This is a genomic window from Martinezella calliandrae, assembly GCF_030272695.1.
Lineage (GTDB): Bacteria > Pseudomonadota > Alphaproteobacteria > Rhizobiales > Rhizobiaceae > Rhizobium > Rhizobium calliandrae.
In genome coordinates, this window is sequence record NZ_JARFYN010000062.1 from 24,126 (window position 1) to 38,404 (window position 14,279).

Genomic DNA, 14,279 nt, shown 5'->3' on the forward strand with positions numbered 1-14,279 from the left:
TCTCCCATCATCCGCTAGTCAATCAGCCCGACTTTGCGCGCCGCGACGACGCGATAAAGCGGATCCTTCCAAACCTCTTCCTCCTGCCAGGCGGAAAAGACCAGGCTAACATCGTGCTCGTCGTCCGAAGCGATGGCGGCGCGCTTGATCTCCGGCCAGGCGGGCGCGTGTCGGCTGCGCATTTCTTCCAGTGCCTCGGCGGTGAGGAGTGCGGGAAAACCGATCTTCGGCACAAGTGCGGCGATCACCTGCCAGAAGGCACGGTATAAGGGCTCGACATTTTCCAGGTGCAGAGAGACGAGGCGCAGCCAGTGCATGCCGGTGACGGAATGGAGTGCGGAGAAATCCATGGTGGCGGCAAAGAGCGCGAGCGAGGTTGCGGCCATGCGGCGCGGCGTATCGGCACTGAAAGCGAGGCGATCGATGACGGGACGGAAGCCCGGAAGTGCGGCGACGGCGCGGATATTATGCCAGAGCAGATCGGTTTCCGCCTCGTAGCTGCGGATGCCTTCGATATGGCTGACATCGGCAAGCACCCTTGCCGGATCGTCCGTATCGGGGGCGGCGGCGGTCGCAGGCGGAAGCGGCAGATAACAGGCCGCCCAATAGCCGAGCGCGGTGCCGACCTCCTCCTCGTCCTTCCTGAGGACACCATAGGCAAGACGCATCAGCGGATGCGTTGCGCTGCCGGCAAGGCCGTTCACCATGGGGGGCAGATAGGTGCGGATAACGACACCGATGCCGAGCCGGCGGGTTTCGCCGACGAAGAAGGCACGGTAATCGGCCTCTCGCGTGCGATCGCCGAGCGCTTCGGCCCAGGATGCGCCAATAATCGGAGCAACCGGCGGCGGCATCGACGGAAGCTTGTTGTTGTCGCGATACCGCTCGTACCACTGCTCCAGCCGGTCCGGCGAGGCACCGAGGCGCTCGAGCGCGACCAGCACCATCGGAACGTGGTTGGCGAGCATATAGGGGAATTCGACGCTGTCCTCGCGTGCCCGCGAAAGGACGGCCTCCAAACCCGAGAATTGAATGGCGGCAGCCTGTCTCATGCCAAATCTCCCCTTGATGTCGTGACGTCCTCGACCATGCCGGGATCGAAATGCGGCTCGTCATAGGCGGCCAATGCTTCAAGATACCGGTTGGAGTCCTCGATGAACAGCGCTTTCACTAGCGCGCCGACGATGCGCGGCACCCCGTATTTGAGACCGGTGACGCCGTTGCTGACCGGGCCGAGGCTCGGCAGCGCGCCGGCATTGAACATATGGATGCGTGAGACCCAGCCGGCTTCGGCATGTCTGGGCGTCAGTTCGAAGCCAGGGCCGAGATAGGGATGGCCCGCAAGCATCGCATTCTCTTCTCCCTGCGGCGGTTGGAAACGGTCCTTCCAGAAGACAGCGGCCTCGATGAGGCCGGCAAGCTCGGGCCTGAGCGCGAAGTCGATCTCGTAACCGGTGCCCAGCAGAAGGTGATCGGCATGGAAGATGCCATTTGCGGTCGTCAGCCTGATCTTGCCGCCGTCCATCGTGAGTTCACGGACGCCGCAGCCGAGCTGCATGGTAAAACCAGGGTGGCGGCAGGCCCGGTCATACTGCTCCTGCGTCGGCGGAACCTTGAAATTGAAGTAGAGATGGGCGAAGCGCCAGCGCTCCAGATCCGGCAGGTCGGCGAAATGGCCGAGGAAGCCGGGAAAATTGGTCCAGGCGAGAACCTCCGTACGCGGCAAGTCGGTGCTGCGCGCAAACATCGTCACCTCTCGGGCTCCGGTCTCCAGGGCCGCGACGGCCCAGTCGAAGCTCGACGTGCCGCCGCCAAGGATCGCGACGTCTCTGCCGGTCAGAAAATCGATGGAGATCGGCTCGCTGCTATGCGTCCAGGCGGATTTCGGCAGCGCCTTGACCATCGCGGGTATGCGCGGGCCGCCGCAGCCGTCGATGCCGGTCGCCATCACCAGGTGGCGGCAGGCGATCGTACGGCTGGTGCCGTCACGCTTTGTCAGCGTGAGCGCAAGTCCGCCCTCTGCCGGGCCGATCGAGGAAAGCATGGTGCTGTTTTCGACGTCGATGCCGACGGTTTCTCGAAACCAGATAAGATAGGCCATCCAATCCTGGCGGCCGATCTTGTCCAGCGCGTCCCAGGCATCGACGCCATTCAGGGCCTCGTACCAAGAGCGCAGCGTCAGGCTCGGGATGCCGAGATCCGGACCTGAGAGATATTTCGGCGAACGCAGGGTCTGCATGCGGGCGCAGGTAATCCACGGGCCTTCCCGGCCCGCTTCGCTCCGATCGATCACATGAACGGACCTGATGCCGCGCCGCTTCAGGGCGAAGGCGATTGAAAGGCCGGAGAGGCCGGCGCCGCAGATGACGACGGAATGAAGGCTGCCGCGGTCATCATCGCCTAGCTTCGGCCAGTCCGCGCAGAGCGCTTCTGTGCGCGCCATCTCATCATGGGCGCGACGTCCCAGCTCTTTCAGGCGCTCGTCCGGCGTTGTCTTCATGAATATGCAGCTCGCGCGCGTTGGACAGGGCAGTATAAACGCGCAGGGATTGATCAACTCCCCGCCATTTTTTAAGCAACGCGCACAAAATATGGACATTTATGCGCGAATATGTTCTAATGTGTGATTTTTAATGTTTACGATTTTTTGTCAAGTGCGCTTGAGTGCGATTTTGTTTGATGTATAGTGCCCAAGCCAGTCAAAAAAAGGGGAGCAAACATGAAATCGCTCAACAGTCTCACACGAAAATTGGCGATCGCGGGCCTCGTCTCGGTCGCATTTGTGGGCTCCGCCGTCGGCGCTGACAAGAAATACGAAGGAATCACGCTCACACTTGCCTCGCAGAACGACCAGTTCGCGGCGGTTCTGGCTGCCATCGCCCCCAAATTCACCGAGGAGACGGGCGCCACCGTCAAGGTCGATATTCTCGATTACGGCTCGCTGCTGACCAAGACGACGACAGATTTCGTCGGCGGCACCGCCGGCTACGATCTCGTGACGATGGACATCGTCTGGGCAGGCCAATATGCCGAAAACAAATACACGGTCGACCTCACGGCGTGGATGAAGCGCGACGCCGCCGAACTGAAGCTCGACGACATCTATCCGACGCTTCTCAATGCGCTTGGCCACTGGGGCGACAAGCAGGTTGCCTTTCCCTTTGCCGGTTATGCCAACGTGCTCGCCTACCGCAAGGACCTCTTCGACGCCGCCGGCCTGAAGGCGCCGACGACGATGGAGGAATTGGTAGAGGCCGCCTACAAGTTGACCGACCCCAGCAAGAAGATCTACGGCTTCGTCGCCAACGGTCAGAAAGGCCCGGCAGTCGCACAGGACTGGATGCAGTACAATACCGAGATGGGCGGCTCGATCCTCGGCGCCGACGGTAAGCCGGCGCTGAATTCGGAAGCCAATATCAAGAGCCTGACCGTCTACAAGGATCTCTTCATGAAAGCGGCACCTCCCGGCGCCGTCAATTACGACTGGGGCGGTCGCGAGGAAAGCTTCCGGCAGGGCATTGCGGCGAGCATGCAGACATGGTCGGTCGGCGCGCCCGGCTACTATGATCCCGCGATCTCCAAGATCGTCGACAAGGTGGCGATCACGACGGCGCCGCGGGGCGCAGGCCTGCCGAAGCTCTACGGCATTGGCGGCTGGGGCATGGCGATCAACGCTGGCATCAAGGACACGCAGAAGGAAGCCGCGTGGGCCTTCATCAAGTGGCTGGTCAGCCCGCCGATACACAAGGAATTCAACATGATGGGCGCCGGCAGCTTCCTGCGCAAGAGCGAGATGACCGATCCGGATCTGCTGAAGAAGTTCCCCTTCCTGCCGGTTATCGCCGAGACATTCGAGCATGGCGACGGCGAATATCGTCCGCGCATCCCGCAATATCCGGAGATTCAGGACCTGCTCGGTACTGCCGTGAACGATGTGCTCGTCGGCAATGCCGATCCCAAGAAGGCGCTTGACGCCGCCCAGGAAGCCGCTGCCAAGCTCTTCTGACGGCGTCGACGCCACTCAGTTCTTCCCCGGCCGCAGCCTGAAGCATGATGCCGAGAAGTGTAAGCGCTTTTCGGCATCATGCCCTACTTTCCCGATTTGGATGAGGATCAAGATTCCAAGCCGATGTTGCCTGCAATCTTCCCGATCCGGATCGCAGCCCTGCCGTCTCCACACCATTGATCCGATGCGCCTCAGGCTTCATGATCAGTCGAGTCTCCGGGCTCGATCCCGGCGGCGCGCATCGAACCAGGAATCGGATGGATATGACGTGACCCTGTCCCTTACTTCCGCATCGAGGCGCTCTGCGGACTTGAGCGTTTCCTATCCCGATCGTAGACGGCTGTTCTTCATCCTGATGACGTCGCCGGCCATCATCTACGTGCTCGTCATCGGCGTCTGGCCGTTGGCGCAAGGCATCTGGTTCAGCCTTTACGACTACAATCTGCTGAAGCCGGGGCGAACGCATTTCGTCGGGCTCGGCAATTACGTCGATCTTCTCTCCGACACCGTGACGCGCGGAGCCTTCGTCAATACGGTCATCTTCACCGTCGGCGCGGTAACCGTCGAGCTGCTGCTCGGCTTTGCCATTGCGCTGGCGCTCTGGCGCGACGACCGCTTCAACCGGATCTGCCTGGCGCTGATCCTCATTCCGGTGACGATCACGCCGCTTGTGGTCGGGCTGATTTTTCGGGCGCTGCTGCTCGCCGACTACGGGCTCATCGGCTATTATCTGGCCCAGTTCGGGATTTCCGATCCACGCGGCCTTTTCGCCAATCCCGACTCGGCCCTGGCGACGCTCATCTTCGTCGATATCTGGGAATGGACGCCACTGGTGGCGCTGATCCTGCTTGCGGGCCTGAAGGCATTGCCGGGCGATATTCTCGAGGCATCGGAAGTGGATGGGGCAACGGCGCTGCAGCGTCTGAGGATCATCGTCATTCCGCTCATGCTGCCTTCGATCCTTCTGGCGTTGACGCTGCGCACCATCGACGCCTTCCGCGTCTTCGACAGCGTCTTCGTGACGACAGGCGGCGGGCCGGGCAATGCAACCAACACGCTGATGCTGCATGCCGTGAAGCAGGGATTGGAATTCTTCAATATCGGCCGCGCCTCGGCGATATCAAACCTGACGCTGATCTGCATCGCGGTGATCGCGGCAGGCTTCATCCTGTTGATCCGCAAGGCGGACAGAAAGGCGAACGGGCGATGAGCACACGCACCCTCAGGCGCCTTGGCGCGCGCAGCTTCATCCTTGTCATGCTCGCCTTTTTCTTGTTGCCATTCCTATGGCTGGCATCGACGGCCTACAAGCCGTCGCGCGACATCTTCTCGATCCCGCCGAAATTGACCTTTGTGCCGACTTTCGAGCAGTTCGTAACTGTCTTCCGCCTGTTCGACGTCTGGAGCCTTTTGTCTTCAAGCCTGCTGATCGCCGGCGGTTCCGTCTTCCTGTCGCTGCTGCTCGGCGTGCCGGCAGGCTATTCGCTGGCGCGTTCGACCAGCCGCTACGCCATTGCCGTTGCCTATTTCTTCATGGCGATCCGCATGGTGCCGGCGGTGGCAGCGTTGATCCCCTTTTATCTGATGATGCGCGATATCGGGCTGCTCGGCAGCTGGATTGCCGTCGTTCTCATCAACACGATGCTGAACTCGGCCTTCGTCACCTGGATGATGTTTTCCTATTTCCGCAGCTTGCCGCGGGAGCTGGAGGAAGCGGCGCTGACCGATGGATGCACGCTGTTCGGCTCCTTCTGGCGCGTGGCATTGCCGGCGGTGCGCTCGGGCGTCGTGGCCTCAGCGCTTTTCTGCCTGATGTTTTCCTGGAACGACTTCCTCTACCCGATGTTCCTCACGCGGCTCGATTCCAAGCCGATCTCGGTGGCACTGCTTTCAGCCTATGGCACGAAGGACATCACCTGGGGCACGCTCGGCGCGCTGGCGCATTTTTCGACCATCCCGATCGTGCTCATCGTGCTCTTCCTCAACCGCTATTTCGTGCAGGGCCTGACGAAGGGCATTCATTAGATCCGAACGAGGACATCACCTCGTGCGAAAACCGCTCACGCGTTTCGGCATCATGCTTCAAGGAAGCGGCGCGCTTAGGCGCGAATCGCCATTTCGGTGGCGGCGTCGAATACGTGGATGCGGGCGGGGTCGGCGGTAAGCGACAGGCGCTCGCCGATCCTCACATGGCTGGTGCCGTCAATGATGAAGCGCAGGCGCGGCGCCGACAGCGCAACGTCATCCTCCTCGGCCGAGAGCGATTTCAGCCGGTCGCCAGCCTCCACATCGACGTGGACGAGAAGGTTGGCGCCAAGATCCTCGACGAAAGCGACAGTCCCGGCCAGGCCGCCCGTATCGACCGGCTGGAAGGCTTCCGGGCGGATGCCGAGCACGACCGCTCGGCCAGCGGCGGCGGCGATTTGCGGTCGCGCGGCGAGCACTTCGTCGGAGAAGAGGATGGAGGCCTGGCCGAAACGGGCTTCGGGGCCGTCGTCCGTCGCGAAAAGGTCGACCGCCAGTAGGTTCATCGCCGGCGAGCCCATGAAACTTGCGACAAAGAGATTGGCCGGCTGATCATAAAGGCTGCGCGGGGTGTCGAGCTGCTGCAGGACGCCGCTCTTCATGACGGCGACGCGATCGCCCATGGTCATGGCTTCGACCTGGTCGTGGGTGACATAAACGGTGGTGATACCCGACATCTTCTGCATGCGGGCGATTTCGGCGCGCATCTGGCCGCGCAGGCGGGCATCTAGATTGGAGAGCGGCTCGTCCATTAGGAAAGCCTGAGGGCTGCGCGCGAGCGCCCTGCCCATGGCGACGCGCTGACGCTGGCCGCCGGAGAGCTGGGCGGGTTTGCGCGCGAGATAGTCCTCGAGCTCGAGCAGCTTCGCCGTCTCCAGCACCTTGCGGGCGATCTCGGTCTTGTCGAGGCCACGCACGCGAAGGCCGAAGCCGATGTTCTCGGCCACCGTCAAATGTGGATAGAGCGCATAAGACTGGAACACCATAGCAATATCGCGGTCGCGCGGAGCAAGGTCGTTGACGACGACGCCGTTGATCGCCAAGCGGCCGTCGGTGATGTCTTCGAGACCGGCGATCATGCGCAACGCCGTTGACTTGCCACAGCCGGAGGGGCCGACGAGGACCAGAAATTCGCCGTCGCGGATGGTCATGTTCAAGTTGCGGATCGCCGCATAGCCATCGCCGTAACTCTTGCTGATCTGGTCGAAGACGATTTCAGCCATGCGCTTTCCCTGTTGAACGGAGGCCCGATGCCGATCCTGGACGGGTCACGTCGTGTAGACGCCGCCGGTGACGTTGACGCCCTGGCCCGTCATGAAGCGGGCCGAATTCGAGCAGAGAAAGACGACGACATCGGCGACATCTTCAGGCGTTTCCAGCCGGCCGAGCGGCGTCTGCACAATATAATCCGCAACGACTCGTTCGGGCGTTACACCACGCAGGCTCGCCTCCCAGGCGATCTCACGTTCCTGCATGCCGGTCTTGACGAAACCGGGGCACACGGCGTTGACGCGGATGCCCGAAGCCGCGAGTTCGCGGGCAAGCGCCTGCGTCCAGCCGAGCACGGCAAACTTGCTGGCCGAATAATGGGCGAGAAGCGGCGCGCCGACCTTGGCCGCAAGCGAGGCGGTGTTGACGATCACGCCGGTGCCGGTGCTCGTAAAGCGCCGGGCTGCGATCTGATTGGTCAGGAAGATGCCGCGAATGTTGACGTCGAAGTTATAGTCCCACTCCTCGTCGGTCAGTTCCAGTGCATGCTGCATGGTCGAGACGCCGGCATTGGCGCAGAGTATGTCGTAACCGCCCATCGTCTCTGCCACCTCGGCAAAGGTCGCCTCCACCGAGGCGCGCTTGCGAACGTCGATCGCATGCGCGGTGGCGCCGTTGCCGATCTCGGCGGCCGTCTGTTCGGCAGCCGCGAGGTTAATATCGCAGATCGCCACCCTGATCGACTGGCGGGAGAGCGCGGACGCGATCGCACGTCCTATCCCCGTCGCCCCACCAGTTACGATCGCGCGCCTGCCGGACAATTCTGGAAAGCTTGGAGACTGCATGCCGGCCCTCATGGAATGGAAACAGGAGCGATCATATAGCAACAAAATCATACACGACAAGAGAAATTTATGTTTGAATTTGTTCGAATCATCCGATACATTGCAAGAAGCAATCGGACAATCGCAGCGGCGAGCTGCGACGGCGGAGGATAAGAACGGTACTATGGAGGCGGAGCAGCAGATGGTCGCCGCAGCGGAAAAACCGAAGGTTCTGGCCCAGGTGCGGCATGCGCGAATCTTGGAAACGCTGGCGCGCAAAGGCGCGATCTTCGTCAGCGATATCGCCTCTCAGCTCGCCGTTTCCGAAATGACCGTCCGTCGCGACCTGATCGAACTCGAAAAGGACGGCAAGCTGGTGCGCACGCATGGCGGCGCGGTGCGCAGCGGCAAGGCTTTCGAGCCGATCGCCAGCGAAGCCGTCGATCGCGAGGAGCCGACCTTCGAATCCCGGCTGACGCGCAATGCTGCGTCGAAGCGGACGATCGCTCTGGAAGCGGCCGGCGTTGCCGCCGGCGCACGTACCCTGGCCCTCGACGTCGGCACCACGACCTATCTGCTCTCGGGCCTGCTGCTCAACCAGCCGCACACGAAGATCTTCACCAACAGCGTGCGCAACGCCATGCAGCTTGGCGCTGGCGCCTGCGAAGTCTATCTGCCCGGCGGGCGCATGCGCGGCGACGAAATGGCGATTAGCAGCCAATCGGCCGTCTCGCAATTCGAGGAGCTCTGGTTTGACATTGCCTTTGTCGGCGTGTCCGGGATCACCGCGCAGGGAATCTACGACTATTCGTTCGAGGACACGGACATGAAGCGGGTCTATCTGCGCCGCGCAACGCAGAAGGTGGTGCTTTGTGATTCCACCAAGTTCAAGCGGATATCGCTGGTGCATATCGCGCCGCTGCAGCAATTCGACATGCTGATCACCGATGCCATGCCGCCGACCGACCTTGCCGATGCGCTCGCCGCCGCCGATGTCGAGGTGCGAATCGCGCCCGAGGAGCAGCCCTCGCTTTGATTTGGCCTTTCGCGCATCCGTCCGCAGCGGATGCTCCTCCACTCGATTCCGCTTCAGGGAGTTCTCGCATGGTCTTCGACTTTTTCGGCGCCAAAAAGAAGGTGGTCATCGCAATGGCCCATATCGGCGCTCTGCCCGGCTCGCCCGCCTATGACGCCGCCGGCGGGCTGAATAAGCTCGTCGACGACGTGCTTCTCGATATCGAGAAGCTGCAAGCGGGCGGTGTGGACGCGATCATGTTCGGCAACGAGAACGACCGGCCTTACGTCTTTCAGGCGCCGCCGGAAGGACTGGCGGCCATGACCTCGATCGTCGAGCGGGCGAAGCCGCATCTGACCGTGCCGTTCGGCGTTAACTATCTATGGGACCCCTCGGCAAGCGTTGCCATCGGCGCGGTGACGGCAGCGAGCTTCGTTCGCGAGATATTCACCGGAGTCTTCGCCTCCGACATGGGCATCTGGCAGCCGGATTGCGCCAAGGCGTCGCGGCTGCGGCACAGTCTCGGCCGCGGCGACATGAAGATGCTCTTCAACATCAATGCGGAATTCGCACATTCGCTGGACCAGCGCCCGATTGAACTCAGGGCAAAGAGCGCCGTATTCTCGTCGCTCGCCGACGCCATCCTGGTTTCGGGGCCGCTAACCGGACAGGCAGTCGATCAATCGGACCTGAGGCGCGTGTGCGAGGCCGTCAAGGATGTGCCGGTTTTCGCCAATACAGGGGTCAACAAGGATAATGTGCGCGACATATTGAGCGCCGCCAGCGGCGTTGTCATCGGCACGCATTTCAAGGTGGACGGCAATACCTGGAATCCCGTCGACAGCGACCGGGTGAAGCGCTTCATGGAGATCGTCGAGACGCTGCGCTGAACACAGGAACCGCCATGTCCATCACGCTCGGCCTCGATATCGGCACCACATCCACCATCGGCATCATGATCGAGCTGCCGAACCGCGTTCTGGGGCTCACCTCCCGGCCTTCGAGACTTCATTCGCCGCAGCACGGATGGGCCGAGGAAGATCCGGAGGAATGGTGGAGGAATGTATGCGAGATCGCCAGGGAACTGATTGCAACGAGTGGGATCGGGGCAGGGCAGATTTCCGCCGTCGGCGTGACCGGAATGCTGCCGGCCGTCGTGCTGCTTGATGAGGCCGGCCGGGTGCTGAGGCCTAGCATTCAGCAAAGCGACGGGCGTTGCGGCCAGGAGGTCGAGCAACTTAAGGCCGAGTGGGATGAGGCGGATTTTCTTGCCAGAGCCGGAAACGGAATCAACCAGCAGCTGGTGACGGCAAAACTGCGCTGGATCGCTCGACACGAGCCGGAGATCTTCGGCCGCATAGGCACGGTCATGGGGTCCTACGATTTCATCAACTGGAAACTGACCGGCGAAAGGGCGGTCGAACAGAACTGGGCGCTGGAAGCGGGCTTCGTCGACATCAATACCGGCAATCTCGATGACGAGCTGATCGGGCTTGCGAGAATTAGGCGGGACGTCATTCCGAGGAAGGCGGTGTCGCATGAGGTGCTCGGCCATCTGACCGACGAAGCCGCCGAGGCGACAGGGCTCGCAATCGGAACGCCTGTCATCGGCGGGGCCGCCGACATGATCGCGTCGGCTTTCGGCGCAGGGATCAACAAGGCAGGCGACGTGCTGCTGAAATTCGGGGGTGCCGTCGATATTCTGACGGCGACGGATGTCGTGCGGCCCGACCCTCGCATGTTCCTCGACTATCATCTGGTGCCGGGGCTCTATATGCCGAACGGCTGCATGTCGACCGGCGGCTCGGGGCTCAACTGGTTCATCAGCACCTTTGCCGGACGCGAGGAGATCGCTGCAAAGGCAGAGGGAATATCCGTGCACCACTATCTCGACCGGCTGGCCGCGGCATGCGCGCCCGGCGCGGATGGGCTGACGATCCTGCCTTATTTCCTCGGCGAGAAAACACCGATTCACGATGCCGGCGCGCGCGGACTGATCGCCGGACTGACGCTGTCGCATCATATCGGCCATCTCTGGCGGGCGATGCTGGAAGCCTATGCCTATGCGCTGCGCCATCATATCGACGTGCTGAACGATATCGGTCACCCGACGACGCGTTTCGTCGTCTCTGACGGAGGATCGCAGAGCCGGATCTGGATGCAGATAGTTGCCGACGTGCTGCAGCAGCCACTGCAGGGGCTCACCGGCCATCCCGGCTCCTGCCTTGGCGTCGCCTGGGCGGCGGCGATCGCTGTCGGACTGACCGAGGATTGGTCCGGCGTGACCGCCTTTGTCGGCCGGGGAAAAAGAATCGTCTCAAACCCTGAGAATGCCGCGGTTTACGATCGCGGCTATCGGACCTATCGTGCGCTCTATACACCCAGCGGGATTTGAGCGTGGTCACACCGGCGGATCAGGATTCCAAGAGACAGACGGCCGGGCGCGGCGGCATGGTAACAAGCCCGCACGCCCTGGCGAGCGAGGCCGGCGCTGCGATTCTGCGTGCGGGCGGCAATGCATTGGAGGCTGCGATTGCCATCGGCAGCACGATTGCAGTCGTCTATCCGCATTTCTGCGGGCTTGGCGGCGATTCCGTCTGGATCATTGCCGATCGCAGCGGGCGGAGGACATGTTTGCTCGGCATTGGGCAGGCGGCGCGGGAATTGCCGGATTTCGGCGGGAATATCCCGCTGCGCGGACCGCTTTCGGCCCTGACCTCGGCCTGCGCCGTCGATGCATGGCGGCACGCGCATGACTATTCCACGCGGCGCTGGGGCGGAAAGATCGGTTTTCCCGCCTTGCTTGCCGATGCGATCCGCCACGCCGAAGACGGATTTCCGGTGACCCGGTCGCAGAGCTTCTGGCTTGCCTTCCGGCGAGCCGAGGCAGCAGACTGGCCCGGTTTTGCCGCGCTCTTCATGCCGGATGGAGCGGCGCCGGAAACCGGCAGTTTGTTTCGGCAGGAGAATTTGGCGCGGTCGCTTTCGCTGATCGCCCGCGATGGACCACGCTCTTTCTACGAGGGCGAACTCGGCGCTAGGATCGTCGCGGGGCTGCAGGCGGCCGGCTCTCCATTGACGAGCGACGATCTCGTGGCGACCGGAACGCGCGAGGTCGCGCCGGTCAGCCTTTCATATCGCGGTTTCGAATTGCTTGCGCCGCCGCCGCCGACACAAGGTCTGACGACGCTGGCGATCATGGGGATTCTCGCCCATTTCGATCTCGCCGCCGAACAGGCCGGCAGCGCCGGCCATCTGCATCTCTGCGTGGAAGCCGTCAAACGCGCCTTCCTCGACCGCGACGGCATTGCCGACCCCGATTTCGCACCGCAGCCGGTGGAGGAATGGCTGAGCGGAAAGCATCTTGCGCAGGCGGCGGCTTCCATTGATCGTGCGCAAGCGCTCGCATGGCCGGCACCCTTTCGCAGCGGCGACACCGTATTCTTCGCCGCAACCGACGCCGACGGCGGCAGCGTCAGCGTGTTGCAGAGTACCTATTTCGATTGGGGCAGTGGGGTGGTCGTCGGGGATACGGGCATTCTCTGGCAGAATCGCGGGGCGGCATTTTCGCCCGATCCCAGGCACGTCAATGTCATCGCGCACGGCAAACGGCCTTTCTATACCTTGAATCCGGGCCTCGGCCTGCGCAACGGCCATCCGGCTCTGCTCTACGGCACGCAGGGCGCGGACGGGCAGCCGCAGACGCTGGCTATGCTGTTGACCCGGCTGATCGATTTCGGCAATCAACCGGCGGCGGCGCTTGCCGGCCCGCGCTTCCTGCTTGGCAAGACCTTTTCCGATGACCGCAATAGCCTGAAGCTGGAGGCGGATGCCGGCAAGGACGTCTTCACGGAACTTTGCGCGCGTGGCCATGTGCTTTCCTCGATCGAAGCACAAAGCCCGCTTGCAGGACAAGCTGGTGCAATCGTCATCGGCGAAGACGGCGTGGCGACCGGCGCGCACGACCTGCGCGGCGACGGACTGGCGATCGGGATTGACGCCTGATCGCCCCTTCGTCGGCAGGCGGACGCTCTCCGGACCAAAGACATCGGCAAGGATCTCTGGCTGGAGCCGCAGGGGTGGAGAATCATTCAGGTGCATCGCGGGCGCTCGGTATCGATGCGCTTGCCATGCGCGGCATTGCGACGGCTGTTCAGGAGTTGCGGCGCTACCTTCGGGCAACCTCGGCACTGCGCGGCGCGCTCGCCATAGCCCGCGCCGGTCTTCGCGCCGACCTCCAGCGCCATCAGCTTCTCAGCGGCAAAGCCGATCATCTCGCGCAGCAAATCGGCGTCGGCTTGGTTGGAATTTGAAATCCTGACCGCACGCTTCACGCTGCCGGTCCCACACATTACTCGAACTTGGGCGCAGGCTCGGATATGACGCGGGTTACTCTCGGGAAGAGCCGGGTGCGGGAAATCCGCCCGCCCGGATCTGTGAGGGCGAAGCCGAATGGCATAGCCACTCGACCACTATCTCTCCTTGCCCAGTGGATGTCGCCAAACGCTGCACGAAGTCCGCGATGAAGAGCGAGGCGGTGGTGGCGGGTCGGCAACAAGGCACTGCCAGAGTTGCCGACCGAGCTGAGGTCGGGAGTCGGACTGGTTCATAGTACCCATGAAACCGTCGAAGGAAACGAGATGCGCGCCGCATCGCATTCTCGGTCGACGAGAAAGTTGAGAGCCACCGTGGGGCTGTCGGCATGCAGCACCGTCGCTCGCTTGAGTGTTCGCTCAAGCTGCTTCGTATAGGCGGCGCTACGCGCTGAAGCGATGCGAATTCCGGTGGAATCCAGCTCGTCCGCCGTCCTATAGGGTGAAGCTATCGGAACCAGGTAGGTGGCTTCGACCGAGATATAGGGAGGCGAGAAGCTGAAGCGATCGGTTCTTGATGGGTCTGACGCGATGAAGGCGATGTCCCACTCACCGCCGTCGGCAGCGGAAAGAATATCCGCAGCCGATCCGTATCGAGAAGGATGTCGCAACGGTCGGCAGCTTCTGTCCGAGATCAAAGCCCAGGGATTCAAAGGAAGCCGTGACACTGTTTACCGATGGACCGCAGACCTGAAGAAACAGCAACAATCCTCCAAACGAGAAAGGAGCCGTCCCTGGCGACCGCCATCCCGGCGAAGATGTGCATGGCTTCTGGGTCAGGACCCGCAATCCTGTGATGCGAAGGCCAAGTGTTTCCTGAAGCATGT

The 14,279-nt window shown here is 62.2% G+C and carries 13 protein-coding genes; 8 read left to right on the top strand and 5 right to left on the bottom strand.

Annotated elements, in window-relative coordinates; genetic code table 11:
• Positions 1–14 precede the first annotated feature (14 nt).
• Positions 15–1,052 carry a questin oxidase family protein gene (locus PY650_RS30585; protein WP_285883573.1) on the bottom strand — a complete coding sequence of 346 codons (1,038 nt, stop codon included), beginning with the start codon at positions 1,050–1,052 and terminating at the stop codon, positions 15–17.
• Positions 1,049–2,500, bottom strand: coding sequence for an NAD(P)-binding domain-containing protein (locus PY650_RS30590; protein ID WP_285883574.1), 1,452 nt, complete (start codon positions 2,498–2,500; stop codon positions 1,049–1,051). Before PY650_RS30590 ends, PY650_RS30585 begins: the two co-directional genes overlap by 4 nt.
• Before the next feature lie 219 nt (positions 2,501–2,719).
• On the opposite strand from PY650_RS30590, the gene PY650_RS30595 reads away from it, so the two are divergent.
• The 3 genes from PY650_RS30595 to PY650_RS30605 all read left to right on the top strand — a co-directional run bounded on the left by PY650_RS30595 (position 2,720) and on the right by PY650_RS30605 (position 6,031).
• The gene (locus tag PY650_RS30595) at positions 2,720–4,006 is read left to right on the top strand and encodes an ABC transporter substrate-binding protein (RefSeq protein WP_285883575.1); all 1,287 of its coding nucleotides are present in this window, start codon (positions 2,720–2,722) and stop codon (positions 4,004–4,006) included.
• 268 nt (positions 4,007–4,274) lie between these two features.
• Positions 4,275–5,216: a carbohydrate ABC transporter permease gene (locus PY650_RS30600; protein ID WP_285883576.1), complete on the top strand. Its 942-nt coding sequence runs from the start codon at positions 4,275–4,277 to the stop codon at positions 5,214–5,216.
• On the top strand, positions 5,213–6,031 hold the full coding sequence (locus tag PY650_RS30605; protein WP_285883577.1) for a carbohydrate ABC transporter permease: 819 nt from the start codon (positions 5,213–5,215) through the stop codon (positions 6,029–6,031). Before PY650_RS30600 ends, PY650_RS30605 begins: the two co-directional genes overlap by 4 nt.
• Before the next feature lie 74 nt (positions 6,032–6,105).
• Here PY650_RS30605 and PY650_RS30610 read toward each other — a convergent pair whose 3' ends face one another.
• Together PY650_RS30610 and PY650_RS30615 are read right to left on the bottom strand one after the other, a co-directional pair.
• Complete coding sequence (locus PY650_RS30610; RefSeq protein ID WP_285883578.1) at positions 6,106–7,254, bottom strand: ABC transporter ATP-binding protein; 1,149 nt, start codon at positions 7,252–7,254, stop codon at positions 6,106–6,108.
• Positions 7,255–7,299: 45 nt separating this feature from the next.
• Complete coding sequence (locus PY650_RS30615; RefSeq protein ID WP_285883579.1) at positions 7,300–8,085, bottom strand: SDR family NAD(P)-dependent oxidoreductase; 786 nt, start codon at positions 8,083–8,085, stop codon at positions 7,300–7,302.
• Between the two features lie 163 nt (positions 8,086–8,248).
• Here PY650_RS30615 and PY650_RS30620 point away from each other — a divergent pair, with 163 nt between their 5' ends.
• The 5 genes from PY650_RS30620 to PY650_RS30640 all read left to right on the top strand — a co-directional run bounded on the left by PY650_RS30620 (position 8,249) and on the right by PY650_RS30640 (position 13,392).
• Complete coding sequence (locus PY650_RS30620; RefSeq protein WP_285883580.1) at positions 8,249–9,100, top strand: DeoR/GlpR family DNA-binding transcription regulator; 852 nt, start codon at positions 8,249–8,251, stop codon at positions 9,098–9,100.
• Between the two features lie 68 nt (positions 9,101–9,168).
• Positions 9,169–9,969, top strand: a complete 801-nt coding sequence (locus PY650_RS30625) for a BtpA/SgcQ family protein (RefSeq protein ID WP_285883582.1) — start codon at positions 9,169–9,171, stop codon at positions 9,967–9,969.
• Positions 9,970–9,983: 14 nt separating this feature from the next.
• Positions 9,984–11,474 carry an FGGY-family carbohydrate kinase gene (locus tag PY650_RS30630; protein WP_285883583.1) on the top strand — a complete coding sequence of 497 codons (1,491 nt, stop codon included), beginning with the start codon at positions 9,984–9,986 and terminating at the stop codon, positions 11,472–11,474.
• Positions 11,475–11,530: 56 nt separating this feature from the next.
• Positions 11,531–13,084 carry a gamma-glutamyltransferase family protein gene (locus PY650_RS30635; protein ID WP_285883586.1) on the top strand — a complete coding sequence of 518 codons (1,554 nt, stop codon included), beginning with the start codon at positions 11,531–11,533 and terminating at the stop codon, positions 13,082–13,084.
• A 74-nt stretch (positions 13,085–13,158) separates the two neighbouring features.
• Positions 13,159–13,392: a hypothetical protein gene (locus PY650_RS30640; protein WP_285883587.1), complete on the top strand. Its 234-nt coding sequence runs from the start codon at positions 13,159–13,161 to the stop codon at positions 13,390–13,392.
• Positions 13,393–13,685: 293 nt separating this feature from the next.
• Here the strand turns inward: PY650_RS30640 and PY650_RS30645 are convergent, their stop codons facing one another.
• Positions 13,686–14,063 (bottom strand): type 2 periplasmic-binding domain-containing protein, encoded by a 378-nt coding sequence (locus tag PY650_RS30645; protein ID WP_432761603.1) that lies wholly within the window; start codon positions 14,061–14,063, stop codon positions 13,686–13,688.
• Positions 14,064–14,279: the final 216 nt, after the last annotated feature.

Excerpts from the sequence above, each read along its gene's own strand:
- PY650_RS30590 (WP_285883574.1), bottom strand. The coding sequence starts at position 2,500 with ATGAAGACAACGCCGGACGAGCGCCTGAAAGAGCTGGGACGTCGCGCC.
- PY650_RS30620 (WP_285883580.1), top strand. The coding sequence starts at position 8,249 with ATGGAGGCGGAGCAGCAGATGGTCGCCGCAGCGGAAAAACCGAAGGTT.
- PY650_RS30585 (WP_285883573.1), bottom strand. The coding sequence starts at position 1,052 with ATGAGACAGGCTGCCGCCATTCAATTCTCGGGTTTGGAGGCCGTCCTT.
- PY650_RS30625 (WP_285883582.1), top strand. The coding sequence starts at position 9,169 with ATGGTCTTCGACTTTTTCGGCGCCAAAAAGAAGGTGGTCATCGCAATG.
- PY650_RS30595 (WP_285883575.1), top strand. The coding sequence starts at position 2,720 with ATGAAATCGCTCAACAGTCTCACACGAAAATTGGCGATCGCGGGCCTC.
- PY650_RS30630 (WP_285883583.1), top strand. The coding sequence starts at position 9,984 with ATGTCCATCACGCTCGGCCTCGATATCGGCACCACATCCACCATCGGC.
- PY650_RS30615 (WP_285883579.1), bottom strand. The coding sequence starts at position 8,085 with ATGCAGTCTCCAAGCTTTCCAGAATTGTCCGGCAGGCGCGCGATCGTA.
- PY650_RS30610 (WP_285883578.1), bottom strand. The coding sequence starts at position 7,254 with ATGGCTGAAATCGTCTTCGACCAGATCAGCAAGAGTTACGGCGATGGC.
- PY650_RS30635 (WP_285883586.1), top strand. The coding sequence starts at position 11,531 with ATGGTAACAAGCCCGCACGCCCTGGCGAGCGAGGCCGGCGCTGCGATT.
- PY650_RS30605 (WP_285883577.1), top strand. The coding sequence starts at position 5,213 with ATGAGCACACGCACCCTCAGGCGCCTTGGCGCGCGCAGCTTCATCCTT.